Source organism: Pedobacter ginsengisoli (assembly GCF_030244015.1).
GTDB lineage: Bacteria > Bacteroidota > Bacteroidia > Sphingobacteriales > Sphingobacteriaceae > Pedobacter > Pedobacter ginsengisoli.
In genome coordinates this window covers 437,261-455,668 of the sequence record NZ_JASSYX010000002.1, presented here as the reverse complement: position 1 = coordinate 455,668, position 18,408 = coordinate 437,261, and the positions used below count along the sequence as shown (strand labels likewise).

The following is an 18,408-nucleotide window of genomic DNA, read 5'->3' as shown; positions in this document are numbered from 1 at the left end:
TATGAACTGATGTGCTACTGTACCGGGACGGTTTCCGAGGTGTTCGTCAGCATAACTAACTTATAAATATACATAAAATGGCAAAACTCGATGGTAAATTTCTGCGGGGCATGATCGGCCCTGTCGTGAATAAAAAATACAGGGGTATACAGGTGATCACCCAGTCACCGAGGTATGATCCGAATAAACGAACTGAGCCGTCAAAAAAAGCGGCGGTAAAGTTTGGAGTGGCCAGTAATCTCGCTGCTTCTATAAGAGGTAACTTTTACAACGTGATCGTACAGTTATACGACGGTCCTATGATCAACAGGTTGCTGAAAGAAGTCCGGATTATACTTGGACAATCTTTGGATCAGGAGACTGATACATTTAATTTTGACAGCGAAAGCTTTAGCAGGTTAAACGGTTTTGAGTTTAATGAGGAGTCGCCGGTGAGGGACAATCTTTTTGTACAGCCTGCCACTATGCTTATAGGTCAAAATCTCCAGGTCCAGTTTCCGGATATACACATTCCACGGGATTTAAAATTCCCAAAGACTTCCAATATCTGTATGCTTGGTGTAGCAGTAGGGATGTACGACCTCAGCTATGGCCGAATGATCCTGAGTCCGGTGCAGTCGGTTGAAATAATAAATAGTCCCGATGGTGTGGTTATCCCCGCAAAACAGTTTGACTTTGAAATTGAGCCGGGTTGTCTTTGTATTGTTGTGATTTCCCTGCAATACCTGAAGACAACTTTTGCCGGTAAAATGCTGATCAACGACAAGCAGTTTAGTCCTTGCGGGATACTAAGCGCCACGATAGCCGGCGGCCAGGTCGATGAGTTAAAAACAAAGCACTGGAAAAAAATGGATTTTGGGTATAAGAAGGAGGTATAAAAAAAGCGCCGTTCCAGTGAGGAACGGCGCTTTTTTTATCCATACTGGATTAGTTAAATAAATATCTTACGCCAAACTGGGCAGCCCAGCGGGAACGTATCTGGTCAACTCCGTAAATGGTATTGCCGTTGGGTGCTCTGAATGTGAATCCTCCACCGTTACTGGCACTATATCCAATCAAAGTAGTAGCACCGTTAGAATTTCCGATTGAATATCCACGTCCCCAATCTTTATTGATCAGGTTTCCGATGTTAAATACATCAACTGACAGTTGGATTTTATTGGCTGAACCTTTGATCAATCCACCAATATCCTGTAATAACCTGGCATCAAAAGCGTGTTCCCATGGCCCTCTTGCACCAAAGCGTTCGGCGTATTTACCTCTGCGGCTTTTCAGATATGAGTCGTTTTCAATGTAGGCATTTAAGGCATTCCATTGATCTGCAACAGGTATCGCCGGAATTTCAGCTGTGGTCGGTGTTGCTGGTACAGCGGGGATCACCACCAATTTAATTTCTGAAGCATTTCTTGGAATGTAGATCAAGTCATTGGCATTAGAGCCATCACCGTTCAGGTCTCCATTGTACAAGTAAGTATTGGCCTCGCCTGATCGGCCGGCATAAAATATGCCTAGTGATGTTCCAAACAATTTGCTTTTACCGTATCTCACCCCATAGGTAAGGTTACCTACAACACGGTGCCTGATGTCAAATTTGGAATAAGATAACGGGGCGTTGTTGGGATCCAGAACGATCTGGTTGAACTGCCAGTTTGAGCGGGCGGTTGAACTTGCTCCACTGTTTTTCTCCTTTGCCTCTCCATAGGTATAGGCAAATGATGCGTCCAGTCCAAACAGGAATGTTTTCTGCAATTGAGCAGTTAAAGAATATGATGATCCTTTGCTGGTATTGCTTAGTAAAAGCGCGTTTGTCACTGTGGAATTCACCTTACCTCCATAAGTCGGTCTGGTGTCATTTCCACCGCTGAGTGAAGGGTTTAGTGTACCCGTACGACCTTTAATATTAATATCTGCGTAATTGACGTTATTTAGTGACTGGTTGTAAATTGCTTCCAGAGTGGCAACAATACCAGCTGGCAATTTTATGTCGGCAGCCAAATTAGACCTCAGTGTTTGCGGCAACCTAAAATTAGGGTCCACCAGGTTTAACTCATACGTACTTACCTTAGAACTTCCTAAAGTCTGTTGCTGGTTAGGATCTGGCACAAATTTAACAGGCGGCGGGGTTCTTTGATTGACAGTACCAAACAGCACACCATTGTTGGTAAACTGGTTGGATAACCATACAAATGGCACACGGCCTGTGAAAATACCTGAACCACCTCTCAGTTGTAACGTTTTGTTTCCAAATACATCATAGTTGAAACCTACCCTCGGTGACACCAGCGGTCTGCTTTTAGGTGTAATGTCAGTTCTATATCCAAAAGCAGTCTCTGCAAGTGGGTTTCTAGCCGGCTTGTCAAAGAAGATGGGCACATCTATCCTTAATCCCGCAGTAAGTTTGAACTCAGGAGACACCTGGATTTCATCCTGACCATAGAAAGATAGCTGGGCAGCTGAGAAACGTGCCTCACCCGGGTTGTCTGTAATCGGATATGTAGCCTCACCGGTTAGTGGCTTATCGTCTTTAAAATCTTGTATAGAGTTGAATGTCCAATATCCGTAACGGTTATTTACAAACAGGTTCCTGAATTTAAAGAACTCGTTGTGTGTACCTACGGTAAAAGTATGGTTACCCGCGTAGATCTTGAAATTGTCAGTAATCTCTAAGATGTCCTGATCCAATTGATTGGCAGTACTGCTTCTCTCCGACCCAAAGTTGACCTGATTTGTAGATTTACCATTAATGTTGTTGATCTGCACATGAGGAAAAAGTGCGCCAAATGTCGAACGGGCATCTCTTACTGTGGTAAAACCAGCTAAAAAGTTATTAGACAATGATTCATTAAATTTGGTCCTTAGCTCCAGAACAGTAATGTTTTGTTTACTGTTATTTCGTCCGCCGTTATTGCCAAACTTAAAGTTGGATGTTGATCTGGAGAATGCGTCGTCAAAAGCAGTAATGTAGTTGTGACGCAGCATCAGCTGATTTTTAGAATTGATGTTCCAGTCCAGTCTCGCAAAGATTTTATCGTTTTGGGTTTCTGTCGGCTCGGAAGTAATCCCGCCTACGTCATATCCGTATTTTGTCTTTACAAATGATGCGAGATCCTGTGCTTCAGCTACAGTTAATAAGGCACTTGGATCACCGGCGCCATAGGTAGTTGGCACTTTTTTTCTTCCCATCTCCCCGTTTACGAAGAAGAATAATTTATCCTTCACGATAGGGCCGCCAAAACGGAAACCATATTGATAATCTGTAAAATCCCCTGACTTTACACCATCCGGCTGCTTGCCTACTGTATTCTGGTTTCTGCCAAATGCATATACCGAACCTTCAAATTTGTTGGTACCTGACCTGGTTACAGCGTTTACACCAGCCCCTGTGAAGTTACCATAAGTGATGTCATATGGTGCAAGTACTACTTGTATCTCCTGGATTGCATCCAGAGAAATGGGCTGTGTATTTGCTCCGCTTCCGGGGGTGATGGCGCTGCTCGAAGCTGCGAAAACGTCGTTATTTACAGCACCGTCAATTGTAATGTTGTTGTATCTTGGATTTGCCCCACCAAATGAGTTTCCGTTGGCCTGAGGGGTTAAACGGTAGTAATCTGACAAAGAACGGCTTAAAGTAGGCAGCGATTCTATCTGCTCTTTGCTGATGTTTGTAGCTGCGCCGGTTTTCTTACTGTTAAAGATCTGGCTCTTTCTGCCTCTTACCACAACCTCCTGAAGCTGTTTGCCGTCTTCACCCAATTTAACGTTGATTGGGAAAGACTCACCCAGTTTCAACCGGACATCGGTAAATGTTTCGGCTTCGAAACCAACATATGTGACAGTTACCGTATATGGGCCACCAACGCGCATGTTGGATATCGCATAACGTCCTTCAGCATTTGTAACTGCGCCGTAAACTGTTCCTGTCGGTTCGTGGACTGCCTTAACACTAGCACCTGGCAAAGGGCCTTTGCCGTCAGCAATAACCCCATTGATTGCAGAGGTAGTTACCTGTGCATTTGCCGAAGAAACAGCGCCTGCAAAGAACATAACTAATACCACAAATTTAAGTAGTAAAGATTTCTTCATATTTTTTTGTTTTTTTATGTGCAGATATCACCTAATGATATCGTCGCAAAGATAAATATTAAAATAACCAGGATTTTGGTTTCAATGTTAAATAATTATTAAGAATGGCACTATTTTTCAACATTTAACTCCATAAATATATTTGCAACCAACAGCCTTTCAGTAATTTGTAATCATTCCAGGCTACAGAGCTCTTTGTGATTAGTGTAATATGTACACTATTATATATAGGTATGCAGATATGCGGTATGTCATAAAACGCAAAGCCCATGGTTTAACAAACATTTTTATTAATTTTGGCGCTGACTAAAGTTAAAATTCCTTTATTTAAAGATATGAACTACGATGTAATAGTAATTGGCAGCGGTCCGGGCGGATATGTGGCTGCAATAAGGGCTTCTCAGTTAGGTTTGAAAACTGCAATTGTAGAGCGTGAATCACTTGGCGGTATATGCCTGAACTGGGGCTGTATCCCCACTAAAGCTTTATTGAAAAGCGCGCAGGTTTTTGAATACATCAATCATGCTTCGGATTATGGAATTAAAACGGCTGAGGCTGAAGCCGACTTTGCCGCAGTGATCAAACGCAGCCGCGGAGTGGCTGATGGCATGAGCAAAGGCGTTCAGTTCTTAATGAAAAAGAATAAGATCGAAGTGATCATGGGTACCGGTAAGGTTAAGCCGGGAAATAAGATTGAAGTTAAAGGGGCTGATGGGTCCGCTAAGGAATATACAGCAACAAGTATCATACTGGCGACAGGCGGAAGATCAAGGGAATTGCCAAACCTGAAACAGGACGGCAAAAAAGTGATCGGTTACAGACAGGCGATGGTATTGCCTGAACAGCCTAAATCTATGGTAGTGGTAGGGTCCGGAGCTATCGGTGTTGAGTTTGCGTATTTTTATGCGACTTTGGGCACTAAAGTTACCGTAGTTGAATTCATGGACAATGTGGTTCCTGTTGAGGATGAGGATGTATCGAAACAGTTATTGCGCAGCTTCAAAAAAGCAGGCATAGAGATTATGACTTCTTCCAGTGTGGAGTCTGTGGACACCAGCGGCGCAGGCTGTAAGGTCCAGGTGAAAACTGCTTCGGGCATGCAGACTCTGGAATGCGATATCGTTCTTTCTGCTGCTGGTGTTGTCGCCAACATCGAAAACATTGGCCTGGAAGAGACAGGTATCAAAACAGAAAAAGGTAAAGTAGTTGTGGACGAATTTTACAATACTTCTGTAAAAGGATATTATGCCATTGGCGATATTGTGGGTGGACAGGCCCTTGCTCATGTGGCGTCTGCGGAAGGCATTATATGTGTGGAGAAGATAGCTGGTCATAAGCCTGAGCCTTTGGATTACAACAACATCCCTGGTTGTACCTATTGCAGCCCTGAGATCGCTTCTGTAGGCTATACGGAAAAAGCCGCGAAAGCAGCGGGTTACGAACTGAAGATCGGCAAGTTTCCTTTTTCCGCATCTGGCAAGGCGAGCGCGGCGGGTGCTAAAGATGGTTTCGTGAAATTGATCTTTGATGCGAAATATGGTGAATTGCTGGGTGCGCACATGATTGGCGCCAATGTTACGGAAATGATTGCTGAAATCGTTGTAGCCCGCAAACTGGAAACCACAGGCCATGAAATGATTAAATCTGTACATCCGCATCCTACCATGAGTGAAGCAATCATGGAAGCTGCTGCTGATGCGTATGGAGAGGTGATACATTTGTAATTTTAGTGATCTGCCCGATGGCTGCATCTTTCGCTGATCTTATGCCATCTCTCAAGCACTAAAATTACCGCCAAAAAACTAATAAAAAAGGCCGCTTGCGCGGCCTTTTTTATTAGTTTTACCACAGCTTACTTATTCCAGATATGAATTTACATACAATTGAGACCGGACTTTTTAAACTCGATGGCGGCGCTATGTTTGGCGTGGTTCCCAAATCTTTATGGCAGCGCAGCAATCCGGCAGATGCAAATAATATGTGCACCTGGGCCATGCGGTGTTTACTCATTGAGGATGGGGACCGGCTGATCTTAATTGATACTGGTATCGGCGATAAACAGGATGAGAAATTTTTGAGCCATTATTATCTGCACGGTAATGATACACTGGATAAATCGCTTGCATCAAAAGGATTCAGCAAGGATGACATTACTGATGTCTTTTTGACGCATTTGCATTTTGACCATTGTGGCGGGGCCATAGTACGCATCGGCGACAAACTCAGGCCGGCATTTAAAAATGCATTTTACTGGAGTAACAAAAAACACTGGGACTGGGCTGTCCATCCAAATGAAAGAGAAAAAGCTTCTTTTTTAAAAGATAATATTTTGCCCATTCAGGAAAGTGGTCAGCTTAGGTTTGTTGAGGATACTGATGGGGTTCAATTTCATGAAGGTATCAATATCCGCTTTGTTTATGGGCATACCGACGCGATGATGTTGCCACAAATCCGGTATAAGGACAAGACAATTGTTTACATGGCTGATCTGCTGCCTTCCGTCGGACATATCCCCTTACCTTATGTAATGGCGTATGATATGTTCCCGCTGCAGACTTTAAAAGAAAAACGGTCTTTTTTACAGGAAGCTGCAGACAATGGATATATTCTTTATCTCGAGCATGATGCTGTTAATGAATGCTGTACTTTACAGCAAACGGAAAAGGGAATAAGATTGGACCAAACTTTTGATTTGGCGCGCATCACTGCTTCGTAAACAAAAAAATAATTATTATTTGGTTTTGTTTAGTTTTTTATAAATTGAATTAAATAAGATTCTATTTATAAAACTAAATTAAAAAGATTATGGGCAAATTTGAAATCACAACCAGAAAGAATGGCGAGTTCCAGTTCAATTTAAAGGCAGGAAATGGACAGGTAATTTTAACGAGTGAGGGATATTCCAGTAAAAGCGGCTGTACAAACGGCATAGAATCGGTGAAAAAAAATGCTCCGGTAGACGGCAATTACGAAAAGAAAACCTCCTCCAATGGCAAACCATACTTCAATTTAAAAGCTTCCAACGGACAAATTATTGGTAATAGCGAAATGTATGAAAGTGAGGCAAGCAGGGATAATGGTATTGAGTCGGTTAAAAAGAATGCTCCTGATGCGGAAACCTCGGATTTGACTTAATTCATAAATAATAAATCATTTAAGCCTGTTAAGTAGCATTTCAGTTGTTAACAGGCTTTTTTTTTATGATTGCGCTTTACCTTCGAAACTCTAAAATATCTCCAGGCTGACAGTCCAAAACACGGCATATGGCATCCATAGTTTCCAGTCTGACTGCTTTAGCTTTCCCCGTTTTTAATATTGAAAGATTAGACATAGTTACTCCTACCCTTATACTAAGCTCGGTTAAGGACATTTTTCTTTTTGCGAGCATTACATCCAGATTTATAATTATTGGCATATAGAGTTTAATTACAGGTCAGTTATTGTGCTGTTTTGACACTTTTAAATTGCTTTCTTCTGTTTTATTTCCTGACATCATGAAGACAAACATTTATTTCGGCATCCATCGATATCGATTATTATTGCAAAACACAATATACATATTGTTATTCAATAATAAAATCCTGTTTTGCGATACATCTCCAAAGATACTGACAAAAGTACTTTGGAATAATTTTTGCTGTTAAAATATTGTATAAATAACAGGTGTAAAGTGTAACGTTTTCAGTAATTTATCTTTTCTAATTGCCATTAAATCCTTACTTTTGCACGTTCAAGACACATAACGAGTACCAAAGCATATAAATGAGACAACTCAAAATCACGCAATCGATTACCAATCGCGAAAGTCAGTCCCTTGACAAATATCTTCACGAGATTGGCAAAGTAGATTTAATTACCGCAGAAGAAGAAGTAATATTAGCAAGAAAAATACGCGAGGGGGATCAGGCCGCACTGGAACGTTTAACTAAAACCAACCTTCGCTTTGTGGTCTCTGTTGCTAAACAATATCAAAATCAAGGATTAACTCTGGGAGATTTAATTAACGAAGGTAACCTGGGTTTGATTAAAGCAGCAAAGCGTTTTGATGAAACCAAGGGTTTTAAGTTCATCTCTTATGCAGTTTGGTGGATTCGTCAATCTATTTTACAGGCAATTGCTGAGCAAAGCCGCATTGTACGTTTACCTTTAAATCAGGTAGGCTCTTTGAGTAAAATCAGTAAAGCATTTTCCAAGCTGGAGCAGGAATATGAGCGCGAACCTTCTCCGGAAGAACTGGCCGACATTTTAGAAACCACAGTTGATAAGATATCTGATACGCTGAGCAATTCTGGGCGACATGTATCTATGGATGCGCCTTTTGTTCAGGGTGAAGAAAACACTTTATTAGATGTACTGGAAAACCACGAGCCAAATACTGACAGCAGTCTGATCAACGAATCTCTTTCTGAGGAGATCAAACGTTCTTTGTCTACTTTGACTGAACGTGAGCGTGAGATCATTGTGCTGTTCTTTGGTTTAAGTACAAATCATCCTTTGTCTCTTGAAGAGATTGGTGAAAAATTTAATTTAACCCGTGAACGTGTTCGCCAGATAAAGGACAAAGCGCTGCAGCGTCTGCGCCATACCTCAAGGAGCAAAATATTAAAATCATATTTAGGATAAAATATATTCTTCCCCTCCGTTAGCGGAACGGTAAGATCATAATAAAAAAGATTGAGCGGGTACTCAATCTTTTTTATTTTGGGACATCAAAAATAGAATTTCGCAGGTTCGTTGTTTATTGCCCTGCCGCCGGATTCCCGCTGTCATTTTTGCATGTCAGCGGCTGGGCGAATAAATGCTTTCTTCATAACTTCCAGGTAACCCATTTTATGAAGAGTATCTGGTTCGAGATAGCTTCCCTCTGACCACTCGTTCCATGCATTGACCGTAATTATTTTGGGTTGACCGGGGTGTGCATCGGTAAAAGCCTTTGCTTTTTCTACATACTTCGAGAACTTCGCCGGGGAAGAGTTATTGATATATCCGGTTTTAAAGGGAAATCTTGGATTGGCATCCCAGCTTATGGTAAGATTGGGAAAATACGGAATGGTAAAATCTTTACTGAATCCCTCCCACATATTGGTAGAGAGGTCAGCCCATTTTTCGTAATCGCCGTCAGGGTTCTGCAGGTGCGCCCAGCAATAGTTTGTCAGACTGTTAAACCCAAAGTATTCCATCACCTTGTTTTGTGTCTCTATTTTTTCACCTGGTACACCAGCGATAGTTGAAGGCAATGCTTGCCAAAGGATTCCCTGCAAATGCAGTCCCGGAAAACCGGCTTCTATTGTTTTCTTTCTAAAATAATTGAGCGCCTCCTTAGTTTGCTCTGCGCCACCCAATCCGGCGATCAGCGTATGCAGTTCATAGATACAGAACACCGGAGCTCCATTGATCTTATAATAAGAAGGATCTTTAAAATATTTGCTGATCACACGGCCGACTACTATGTCAAACTGCTTACGGTCTACTGCGCCCTTCCAGATTACCGAATCTTTCCTGGGATTATCTTTTGCCCAATAAGTTGTCGCATCGTGGTTGGCCCACATCAGGTAAAATTTCATGCGGCCTTTGTTTGCTTTTAAAAAGCCGTTATTGATACAATCTTCCAGGAAAGGCTCCCCATTATACCAGTACCAGTCGAATATGAATGTATTGACGCCGTGGTCGACCGCAGCACTGATCTTTTTATCCATATCTTTTGGACTGGCCTCATCCAGATAGCCCCACATTGGAACTTTTGGCTGTGCGTGTCCAGGTTCTTTAGGTGTCGATTTATAAATGATTTCCCATTCGCCCCTTTTATCGGGAAACAGGAATTCAGCTTTTGGTTCATAATGATATGCTGGCCAGTAAAACGCCGCAACGTCGTAATTCTCCTTTTTCTGAGCAACACTTTTGTGTATTATCGGGCTGCAGCCACAGATAAAGAGGCAGATGGCTAGTAATGCGATTAATCTCATTGTCTTATTGTTCATCATCTAATTAATGGAGCCTTCATAACATGCCGGTTTCAGAAAACGGCATGAAAACTCTGCCTGCAAGAAATGTTGATGTACGGTCTCAGCGTTATGTGGCATGACAGACTATTTGGTTCTAAACCCAATATTATCCAAATAATCTTTCGGTGGCAACCCGTACTGTTATGGTCTGACCTGTAGAAATTTTAGAAGTCAATATCTATCAGGCTATTCAAAGGAATGTGTATTCCATTCTTCAATTGAAGATATTTCTCGGTTACCGACCATACGGTAGTACTTACCGTTTTCGCGCCTTCACTCGTATTGAATGTGATGTCTGCTTTGGATTTAAATTCGTTACCCAATCGCTGGGCGGAGTTTAATTTATTCCTTAATTCTTCTGTATGATTTTGATCAGCAGGTATGATTTTATTGACCTCTATCGATTCTTTCTGTATTAATTCCCCTAACATATGGTGGTGCATTTGTTACTTAAATATGCATTAAAACTATCTAAATAGCAATAGGGGATGTAAAGAGTTATAAAAGATTCACAGTTTTATTACAATGTCGCCGTATCGTTCCATATCTTTACCGTAGCATATATCATCCAGAACAAAAGCAATAAAATGAAATTTTACCTGTTGATACCTCTAAGCTTAATGTTAAGCTGTACTTCTGTCAAAAATACCGATGCCCAAGCTGGGAGTCAGCTGCTTAAAGACGTAGAAATATTGTCCTCGGATGTTTATGAAGGAAGAAAAACAGGGACTAAAGGAGCCGAAATGGCTCGCATATATATTGCAAACCGGTTTAAAAATATTGGATTGGCACCTGTACCGGCTGTTCCAGGTTATGAAGTCCCATTTTCTTTTAAAAATAACAAGGGCGTTAATGTTAACGGAAAAAACCTGCTCGCATACATTGCAGGGAAAAGCGAAAACATTGTCGTAATATCGGCTCACTATGATCATATTGGAATCATAAATGATCAAATTTACAATGGCGCAGATGACAATGCTTCGGGCGTGGCTGCTTTATTAATGCTCGCTGCGCATTTCAAAAAAAACAAACCTGACCATACATTAATTTTTGCTGCCTTTGATGCAGAGGAGATGGGCCTGCAGGGTTCTAAGAACTTTATTGCTAATCCTCCTGTACCACTAAACAAGATCAAGCTCAACATAAATCTCGATATGGTAAGCCATAATGACAAAGGAGAACTTTATGCCTGTGGTACGTTTAAATATCCACAGTTAAGGCCATTTGTTTTCAGTAACAATGCTAAGATAAAGGTACTTTTAGGTCATGACGACCCCAAAACAGGTCGCGATGACTGGACCGATCAAAGCGATCATTCAGCATTTAATAACAAAGACATTCCATTTATCTATTTTGGAGTAGAGGACCATAAAGATTACCACAAGGCCAGTGATGAATTTAAAAACATTAATCCGTCTTTTTTTACTAATGCCAGCAATGCGATTCTTGAAATCGCAGGGAGATTGGATCATCAGCTTTATATAAAATCGGTGATGAACGAAAAAAAACTGATGAAACAGTAGTGATTATTTAGATTTTCGGTTCTCTATCATACCTACAAATTCATTGTTTGCCCTGTCCCCAATAGCCTGCAAAGAAACTGAAGTTGATCTTTTCTGTGCAGCTGCTATCTTTGCCTGACCTGTAACTGTAACTCCCGGAGCTAAAAGGTTAATGGCTTTTGCTGTACAGTTGTCATTGGCGTTCCCAAAATCGTACATTACATCATTAGCAAATTCTCCGGCAGAAACATCAGGAATCATCCCATTATAATAACCCCCTTCTCCTTTAGAGTTTTTTGTTTCAAACATTGAAAAGTACACCTCATATTTGTTTTCCAAAGTAATGGGAAAAAATCCGACTGGTTTTCCATATGACGCCTCTCCAACCAGTTTAACGTTCATATAAGGTTTTAAACTATTTATCACCAGTTCACTTGCAGAAGCGGTGTATCTTTCAACAATAAATACCACATTTCTAACACCTGTTAAACTTCCGGTTTTTTGAAAGGTGGTTGTATTGCCACTAACCGAATAATCTTCATCAAAATAAGTTCCGACGACCAGTCCCTGATCATTAATTGCTGGTTGATTTTTTAAAATTGTAGCTTTTTTACTTTGCATAGTTGAATTATAATGCTCAGTAAACATAACACCTGAAGTACCAGATGGAGCAATCAGATTAATAAGGTGCTGTGCCGTGCTGATATAGCCGCCACCATTGTATCTTAGATCGATAATCAGATCAGTTACCCCTTTAGCAGCAAAGTCGGAGAATACATTTGTTAAAGCACTTTCAGAATTTACCTGGTTTGAGAAACGTGCATAAGCCAGGTAGCCAATATTCTTGACCCCGGCTGTGAATACTGTATTTTTATAGATCGGACTACTTGAATAAACACCCTTGTTAAGGGTCTTGGTAAAAGTAACCCCGGCTTTTAATCCTTTAAGTATTATACTGGCCCCTGCAACCGCTCCTTCGATATCATCTATTTCCGCATTAAAATTAGTTCCATAAGTCTTGCCATTGATCTCCAGAATTTCATCACCTCTTGTAAAGCCGGACTGAGCCGCAGGTGAATTGGGATAAACTGCTGTAACAAAAATTGAATAACCCGAGTTAGTGCCAAAATACCCAAACCTTAACCCAACATCATTCCCATTTCCTTCTAAATCGACTGAAGAACTTGCAGCAGGAGCACTTTCACTCGGATTTTTATCAGTTTTATCAAAAATGTACGAATACTTTGGATAAGGTACGTTGTTTAAATAGTCAGGGGATTTTGAAGTTTTGACTATATTGTACAAGTTAGTCTCGTATTTAACTAAATCAGTCCCGCTTCCTGAGCCATATTGCCTTGGCTCAAATGCGTCATATGTTGGTAAGGCTTCATTCCAGAAATAAACTTCTTTTGCATAAAGAAATAAGGAGTCATTAGTTAATTCAACCCTGTTTGTTGTAGGGGTTTGTTTGGTATTTTGCGGAGCTTCGGGATCTTTGTCTGGCTTATTCTTTTTGCATCCGCTAAACAAAAAGCAGGTCAGGAATACTGAACAGATCGCATATCTTTTTAAAAGGCTATTTTTCATTGATAAATTTTTAGGCTCAAATACCTGGTCTGGGGTATAAACTGGTTTAAGGTAGCAATAGTTTATCAGCTTCTAAAAATTCCACCCCTGCATTTTTTGCGCACACCTTATCGACATCCAGTTTACCGATCAGCAATACATCTGTTTTTTTAAATTTATGCCTTTCCATAATCATTTTCAACCCTTTAGCTGAAGGCTTGGCCGTCGATTCAAGGGCAAAGTGAACTTCCAGGTAATTTTCGAGACCATGCCATTCTGTTTGTTTGATCTTGTTAAGCTGCTGTGCGGGCTGTCCGTTGGTGAATATAAATATCTGCTTGCGTTCGACAACTATTTCCTGCATAAACTTTAATATCTTATTGAAGATTAGCAATTTTAGGGGCAGACGACCACTGTGCAGCAGCATGTCAAAATTGATCTTGTATTTGGATGGAATATTAAATAATCTTGCAGTCTTATCAAATACGGCGTCGGCTCCCTCAGAAAAATAGGTTTCCTGCATACTCCTGATCATGGCACCGGCATCCATCTGTTCTCCATATTCCATGAACTGTGCAAATAAATAGTAAATCTGCAACAGGTAGTCTTTTTCAGGATAAATTACGTCATCCAGTTCGAACACAAACGCTCGTTTATCCTGAATGTATTGCTCAAAAGACATATGGCTGGATTATGTGTTTATACATTGTTTAATTCAGCAGACGTGAGCACTTGAATATCGAATTCTTTAAACAATGTACAGGATTTGACAACGGCTTCAATTTCAAAATCGTTTACCGGCAATATGGCGTTGACAGCATTGTCGAGACATGAAGTTAAAAGGGTATGTGCAATTGTATCCTGATTTTGAGTCCCTAACGAAATAAACTGATATTCTTTGGACGGAAATTGAGGCATTTCACCATAATCCGCCATTATTATCTCATCCGTTTTGAATTCTTTCAGTAGTTTAAACGCCCTGGCAGATTTTCCTGCTGTGATCAATATCCTCATATGATTAAACCGTCTTTCATAGTTACCACCCTGTCACTTATTTTAGCAAGATCTTCATTATGTGTCACGATAACGAAGGTCTGTTTAAAATTATCTCTCAGCGTAATAAAAAACTGATGAAGTGAGCTTGCGTTTGCAGAGTCCAGATTGCCTGAAGGTTCATCTGCTAATATAATTGACGGATCATTCACCAATGCCCTGGCGACAGCGATACGCTGTTGTTCGCCGCCTGAAAGCTGATTCGGCTTGTGATGGGCCCGGTCTTTCAACCCCAGTAACTCCAAAAGCTCTGCTGCCCTGTGCTCGGCTTGCTTTTTACTTGTTTTAGCAATAAACGCTGGTATACAGATGTTTTCAAGTGCGGTAAATTCAGGTAGCAAATGATGAAACTGGAAAACAAAACCAATATTTTTGTTGCGGAACACACTGAGCAGTTCGCCGCTAAGGCCGCTAACCTTTGTACCATTCAGTTCAACCGTGCCCCCGTCTGGTTTATCCAGCGTACCCAATATATGTAAGAGGGTACTTTTTCCCGCTCCTGATGCACCAATGATACTCACGATCTCTCCCTTTTCTACCGAAAGGTCTACCCCTTTTAATATGGGCAGATTACCATACGCTTTTTTTATACCAGTGGCTTTTAGCATGCTGCAAACTTAGTAAAAAGTAGGGAGGTTAAAAAGCAGCGGCTGAAACCTAAAACAGAATGTGTAATTGCATAAAAGATATTGTGAAAAATAATTTTGATTTAAAAAAAATAAGAATAACTTTGGAAAACAAAGTGCTTTTAAAATGAGTAATCAAGAAGAACAACTTAGCGCATTGAACGACATCAGAAAAATGATGGACCGTTCGTCAAGATTTATTTCTTTAAGCGGATTGTCCGGGGTTTTTGCTGGAATTACTGCTCTGGGCGGTGCATTTCTGGCACACAGAGAGCTAGACAATTATTCAAATAACCGCTATGGATATGGCATTTCTTTAGATTTGGATGACCTTGAATTCTCTCTGATAAAAATAGGTTTGAGCGTACTGGTGATAGCTTTAGTTGGCGGGCTTCTGCTTACATTGCGCCAAAGCCGTAAGAAAAGCCTGCCGCTTTGGGACAAGACCGCAAAGAACCTGCTTATTAACCTCGCCATTCCATTGATTTCAGGCGGGCTCTTTATTATCGCTTTGCTATTAGTTCATCCTGGCACTTACGGACTGATCGCGCCTTCTTGCCTGTTGTTTTATGGTTTGGCACTGATCAATGCCAGCAAATACACTTACAGCGATATCCGTTTTTTAGGTATCTGCGAAATCGCTCTGGGCTTGGTCGCTATGTTCAATATCGGTTATGGGCTTCATTTTTGGACGATTGGTTTTGGTATACTCCATATTTTTTATGGATTGATAATGTACTTTAAATATGAACGGGCTAAATAGATATGAAAAATCCCATTGAAGCCTTAAATAAGATATTTGACAGCCGAATCAGGCTTGGCGTAATGTCGGTATTGATTGTTAATGAGCACATTAGTTTTAATGAACTTAAACAACTTTTGGAATTGACAGATGGGAACCTTGCCTCTCACCTAAGTACATTAGAACTGGCAGAGTACATCAGAGTGCAGAAGGCCTTTATTGGCAAAAAGACCAATACCACCTACAGCATCACAGACCTGGGGAAACAGGCTTTTAAGGCTCACCTGGATGCATTAGAAAAAATGATAAAGGGGCTTTAATTTTTTTTACACATATACTTTGAAATTCAAAGTGCTTTTAAAAAAGCCAATTAAAGATTATACAGTTGGGCATTAAGGAAACTCAGCGTGATTCGGCGAAGTATTCATTTAAATCACAGTTATAAATTAATAAACTTAAAACTCTGGAATATGCATGACTCCAAATACTGGATAAATTATTTTGATCGCAATCTTAAAAACAAAAGAATAGACTGGACGATCAAACCGTCTCTTAGTGAAACAGAAAAGGAAAGCATTTTAAAGTCATTACAGGCATGGCAGCTGGGTGAGACTTCAGAAGGTAAAAACCTAATCGACGCCGCTACTAAACATGCCCGTCGGTTGCGAGATCCCGATTATACTTCAGCCATCAGGTTATTCATTAAGGAAGAACAGAAGCATGGCAACAACCTGGGCAGATATCTCGATCTGATTAAAGAAGAAAGGATCAAAAAAGATTGGGGTGACAGCATGTTCAGAAAAATAAGAGGTTTAAATAACAATATGGAATTCTGGACCATTGCAGTAATTACAGTGGAAAGCACCGCACAGATTTTTTATCAGTGCCTTAAAGACGCGACAGGATGCAAACTCTTGAAACAAATCTGTACCGACATACTAGTGGATGAAGCTGCCCATATTACCTTCCAGATCGAAAGACTTGGTTTGATTTACCACCAAAAAAATGCTTTTGCGAGATTCATCAGCTATTATGCGTACGGTGTATTTTTTTTCAGTACCGCATTGGTTGTCTGGTTTGCACATGCAAAACTGTTTAAGGCTGGTCACGTCAATTTTGAACGTTACTGGATCAAAATGAAGCTCAAGTTTAACAAGACCATCAAAAGGCTAAAGCCCCAACCTAAAAATCCGAAGATCGGCCTGCCTCTAAACTATTAAAGTGTCGAGCTTGTAAAAATAGTCTGAACAATCGGCTCTTCTTTATTTGTATAAAGCGTTTGAAATTGTAGATTTGAACAAATTTTTTCAGCGAATGAATATCCACGAATATCAAGGTAAAGAAATACTTAAAAGTTTTGGTGTAGCCGTACAAGAAGGCATTGTTGCCGATACGGTTGAACAGGCTGTAGAAGCGGCTAAAAAAATGAAAACTGATTACAATTCTGACTGGGTTGTAATTAAAGCTCAGATCCACGCAGGTGGTCGCGGTAAAGGCGGTGGCGTTAAGCTTGCCAAAAACCTCGATGAGGTCAAGGAAAAAGCTGCTGCAATATTGGGTATGCAACTTATAACTCCTCAAACAGGTCCGGAAGGTAAAAAGGTCAATAAAATTTTGGTTGCGCAGGACGTCTACTATCCCGGAGCTTCAGAAACTAAAGAATTTTATGTAAGTGTTTTATTAAACCGTGCCAGTGGAAGAAACATCATCATGTACTCTACTGAAGGCGGTATGGATATTGAAGAAGTGGCTGAACACACTCCTCATTTGATCTTCAAAGAAGAAATTGATCCAAAAGTAGGCCTGCAAGGTTTTCAAGCACGTAAGGTTGCTTTCAACTTAGGTCTAAGCGGCAACGCTTTTAAAGAGATGGTAAAATTTGTAACTGCACTCTATAAAGCTTACGACAACACTGATTCGGCAATGTTTGAGATCAATCCGGTTTTAAAAACATCTGATGATAAAATCATTGCGGTTGATGCTAAAGTTGATCTCGATGAAAATGCCTTGTTCCGTCATCCGGATTATGCAGCCATGCGCGATAAACTGGAAGAGGACCCGACTGATGTGGAAGCAAGTGAATCAAACCTCAATTATGTAAAACTGGATGGAAACGTTGGCTGTATGGTAAATGGCGCTGGCTTGGCAATGGCGACTATGGACATCATTAAAATTGCCGGTGGTGAACCTGCTAACTTTCTTGATGTAGGTGGTACTGCAAATGCCCAGACTGTAAAGGCCGGATTTAATATCATCCTTAAGGATCCAAATGTAAAAGCTATTTTGATCAACATTTTCGGTGGAATTGTTCGTTGTGATCGTGTTGCACAGGGTGTTATCGATGCTTATAGAGAAATCGGAAACGTTCCCGTCCCAATTATCTGCCGTTTGCAAGGTACAAACGCTGTAGAAGCTAAAAAACTAATTGACGATTCGGGACTGCAGGTATATTCAGCTATCGCGTTAAAAGATGCGGCTGCCCTGGTAACTGAAGTATTGGCATAATTAATAAATCTTAAAAAAATAAGGGATACCTTAATCAGGTATCCCTTATTTTTTTCAGTCAGCCTGGCAATAGGTTTTATCATCGGCCGGCTGATAACACCGAAAAAATAAAAGGGACGTCTCGCACCAGATGTCCCTTTTGTATTTATCAAAAATTATACGCTCTTAAAAAGAAGAGGCCAACAACTATCCAATTGTTGGCCTCTCTAACCAAATATAAATTAAACGAGCATTACAAATATAGAAACTTTTATTAAAAAAACATAAAAATTCATTTATTTTTTAAAATATTTTGGTTAAAATTCAATTTACACACAACAATATACCGA

Annotated in this window: 18 protein-coding genes; 10 read left to right on the top strand and 8 right to left on the bottom strand. The window is 40.5% G+C overall.

Going from position 1 to position 18,408, the window contains the following annotated elements:
• The first annotated feature begins 77 nt into the window (after positions 1-77).
• Complete coding sequence (locus QEP08_RS09115) at positions 78-878, top strand: hypothetical protein (protein ID WP_285057411.1); 801 nt, start codon at positions 78-80, stop codon at positions 876-878.
• 49 nt (positions 879-927) lie between these two features.
• Here QEP08_RS09115 and QEP08_RS09110 read toward each other — a convergent pair whose 3' ends face one another.
• The gene (locus QEP08_RS09110; RefSeq protein ID WP_285057410.1) at positions 928-4,083 is read right to left on the bottom strand and encodes a TonB-dependent receptor; all 3,156 of its coding nucleotides are present in this window, start codon (positions 4,081-4,083) and stop codon (positions 928-930) included.
• A gap of 335 nt (positions 4,084-4,418) precedes the next feature.
• Here QEP08_RS09110 and lpdA point away from each other — a divergent pair, with 335 nt between their 5' ends.
• The 3 genes from lpdA (at position 4,419) to QEP08_RS09095 (ending at position 7,218) form a co-directional block, all read left to right on the top strand.
• A complete protein-coding gene (gene lpdA, locus QEP08_RS09105; RefSeq protein ID WP_285057409.1) occupies positions 4,419-5,807 on the top strand; it encodes a dihydrolipoyl dehydrogenase in 1,389 nt (462 codons plus the stop codon).
• A 143-nt stretch (positions 5,808-5,950) separates the two neighbouring features.
• Positions 5,951-6,799, top strand: a complete 849-nt coding sequence (locus QEP08_RS09100; protein WP_285057408.1) for an MBL fold metallo-hydrolase — start codon at positions 5,951-5,953, stop codon at positions 6,797-6,799.
• A gap of 89 nt (positions 6,800-6,888) precedes the next feature.
• Positions 6,889-7,218: a YegP family protein gene (locus QEP08_RS09095; RefSeq protein WP_285057407.1), complete on the top strand. Its 330-nt coding sequence runs from the start codon at positions 6,889-6,891 to the stop codon at positions 7,216-7,218.
• Between the two features lie 76 nt (positions 7,219-7,294).
• On the opposite strand, the gene QEP08_RS09090 is transcribed toward QEP08_RS09095, so the two are convergent.
• Complete coding sequence (locus QEP08_RS09090) at positions 7,295-7,471, bottom strand: helix-turn-helix domain-containing protein (protein ID WP_431844611.1); 177 nt, start codon at positions 7,469-7,471, stop codon at positions 7,295-7,297.
• 374 nt (positions 7,472-7,845) lie between these two features.
• Between QEP08_RS09090 and QEP08_RS09085 the strand changes: the two genes are divergently transcribed.
• Positions 7,846-8,706, top strand: a complete 861-nt coding sequence (locus tag QEP08_RS09085) for a sigma-70 family RNA polymerase sigma factor (RefSeq protein ID WP_008242129.1) — start codon at positions 7,846-7,848, stop codon at positions 8,704-8,706.
• A gap of 143 nt (positions 8,707-8,849) precedes the next feature.
• Here the strand turns inward: QEP08_RS09085 and QEP08_RS09080 are convergent, their stop codons facing one another.
• Both QEP08_RS09080 and QEP08_RS09075 read right to left on the bottom strand, forming a co-directional pair.
• Positions 8,850-10,046, bottom strand: a complete 1,197-nt coding sequence (locus tag QEP08_RS09080) for a glycosyltransferase WbsX family protein (protein WP_285057405.1) — start codon at positions 10,044-10,046, stop codon at positions 8,850-8,852.
• A gap of 203 nt (positions 10,047-10,249) precedes the next feature.
• Positions 10,250-10,516 carry a hypothetical protein gene (locus QEP08_RS09075; RefSeq protein WP_285057404.1) on the bottom strand — a complete coding sequence of 89 codons (267 nt, stop codon included), beginning with the start codon at positions 10,514-10,516 and terminating at the stop codon, positions 10,250-10,252.
• 156 nt (positions 10,517-10,672) lie between these two features.
• Here QEP08_RS09075 and QEP08_RS09070 point away from each other — a divergent pair, with 156 nt between their 5' ends.
• Positions 10,673-11,608, top strand: a complete 936-nt coding sequence (locus QEP08_RS09070) for a M20/M25/M40 family metallo-hydrolase (protein WP_285057403.1) — start codon at positions 10,673-10,675, stop codon at positions 11,606-11,608.
• A gap of 3 nt (positions 11,609-11,611) precedes the next feature.
• Here QEP08_RS09070 and QEP08_RS09065 read toward each other — a convergent pair whose 3' ends face one another.
• From QEP08_RS09065 to QEP08_RS09050, 4 genes are read right to left on the bottom strand one after another with little or no spacing between them, the layout of a single operon-like run.
• A complete protein-coding gene (locus tag QEP08_RS09065; RefSeq protein ID WP_285057402.1) occupies positions 11,612-13,174 on the bottom strand; it encodes a S41 family peptidase in 1,563 nt (520 codons plus the stop codon).
• Positions 13,175-13,220: 46 nt separating this feature from the next.
• Positions 13,221-13,835 carry an HAD hydrolase-like protein gene (locus QEP08_RS09060; RefSeq protein ID WP_285057401.1) on the bottom strand — a complete coding sequence of 205 codons (615 nt, stop codon included), beginning with the start codon at positions 13,833-13,835 and terminating at the stop codon, positions 13,221-13,223.
• Positions 13,836-13,852: 17 nt separating this feature from the next.
• Positions 13,853-14,167 (bottom strand): hypothetical protein, encoded by a 315-nt coding sequence (locus QEP08_RS09055; RefSeq protein WP_285057400.1) that lies wholly within the window; start codon positions 14,165-14,167, stop codon positions 13,853-13,855.
• Entirely contained in the window at positions 14,164-14,814 is a 651-nt protein-coding gene (locus QEP08_RS09050) for an ABC transporter ATP-binding protein (protein ID WP_285057399.1), read from the bottom strand. The genes QEP08_RS09055 and QEP08_RS09050 overlap by 4 nt, the downstream gene beginning before the upstream one ends.
• A gap of 145 nt (positions 14,815-14,959) precedes the next feature.
• On the opposite strand from QEP08_RS09050, the gene QEP08_RS09045 reads away from it, so the two are divergent.
• The 4 genes from QEP08_RS09045 to sucC all read left to right on the top strand — a co-directional run bounded on the left by QEP08_RS09045 (position 14,960) and on the right by sucC (position 18,079).
• Complete coding sequence (locus QEP08_RS09045) at positions 14,960-15,595, top strand: hypothetical protein (RefSeq protein WP_285057398.1); 636 nt, start codon at positions 14,960-14,962, stop codon at positions 15,593-15,595.
• A gap of 2 nt (positions 15,596-15,597) precedes the next feature.
• Positions 15,598-15,894, top strand: coding sequence for a winged helix-turn-helix domain-containing protein (locus QEP08_RS09040; RefSeq protein WP_285057397.1), 297 nt, complete (start codon positions 15,598-15,600; stop codon positions 15,892-15,894).
• A 150-nt stretch (positions 15,895-16,044) separates the two neighbouring features.
• Positions 16,045-16,794: a ferritin-like domain-containing protein gene (locus QEP08_RS09035; RefSeq protein WP_285057396.1), complete on the top strand. Its 750-nt coding sequence runs from the start codon at positions 16,045-16,047 to the stop codon at positions 16,792-16,794.
• Positions 16,795-16,888: 94 nt separating this feature from the next.
• Positions 16,889-18,079, top strand: coding sequence for an ADP-forming succinate--CoA ligase subunit beta (gene sucC / locus QEP08_RS09030; protein WP_285058354.1), 1,191 nt, complete (start codon positions 16,889-16,891; stop codon positions 18,077-18,079).
• Positions 18,080-18,408 lie beyond the last annotated feature (329 nt).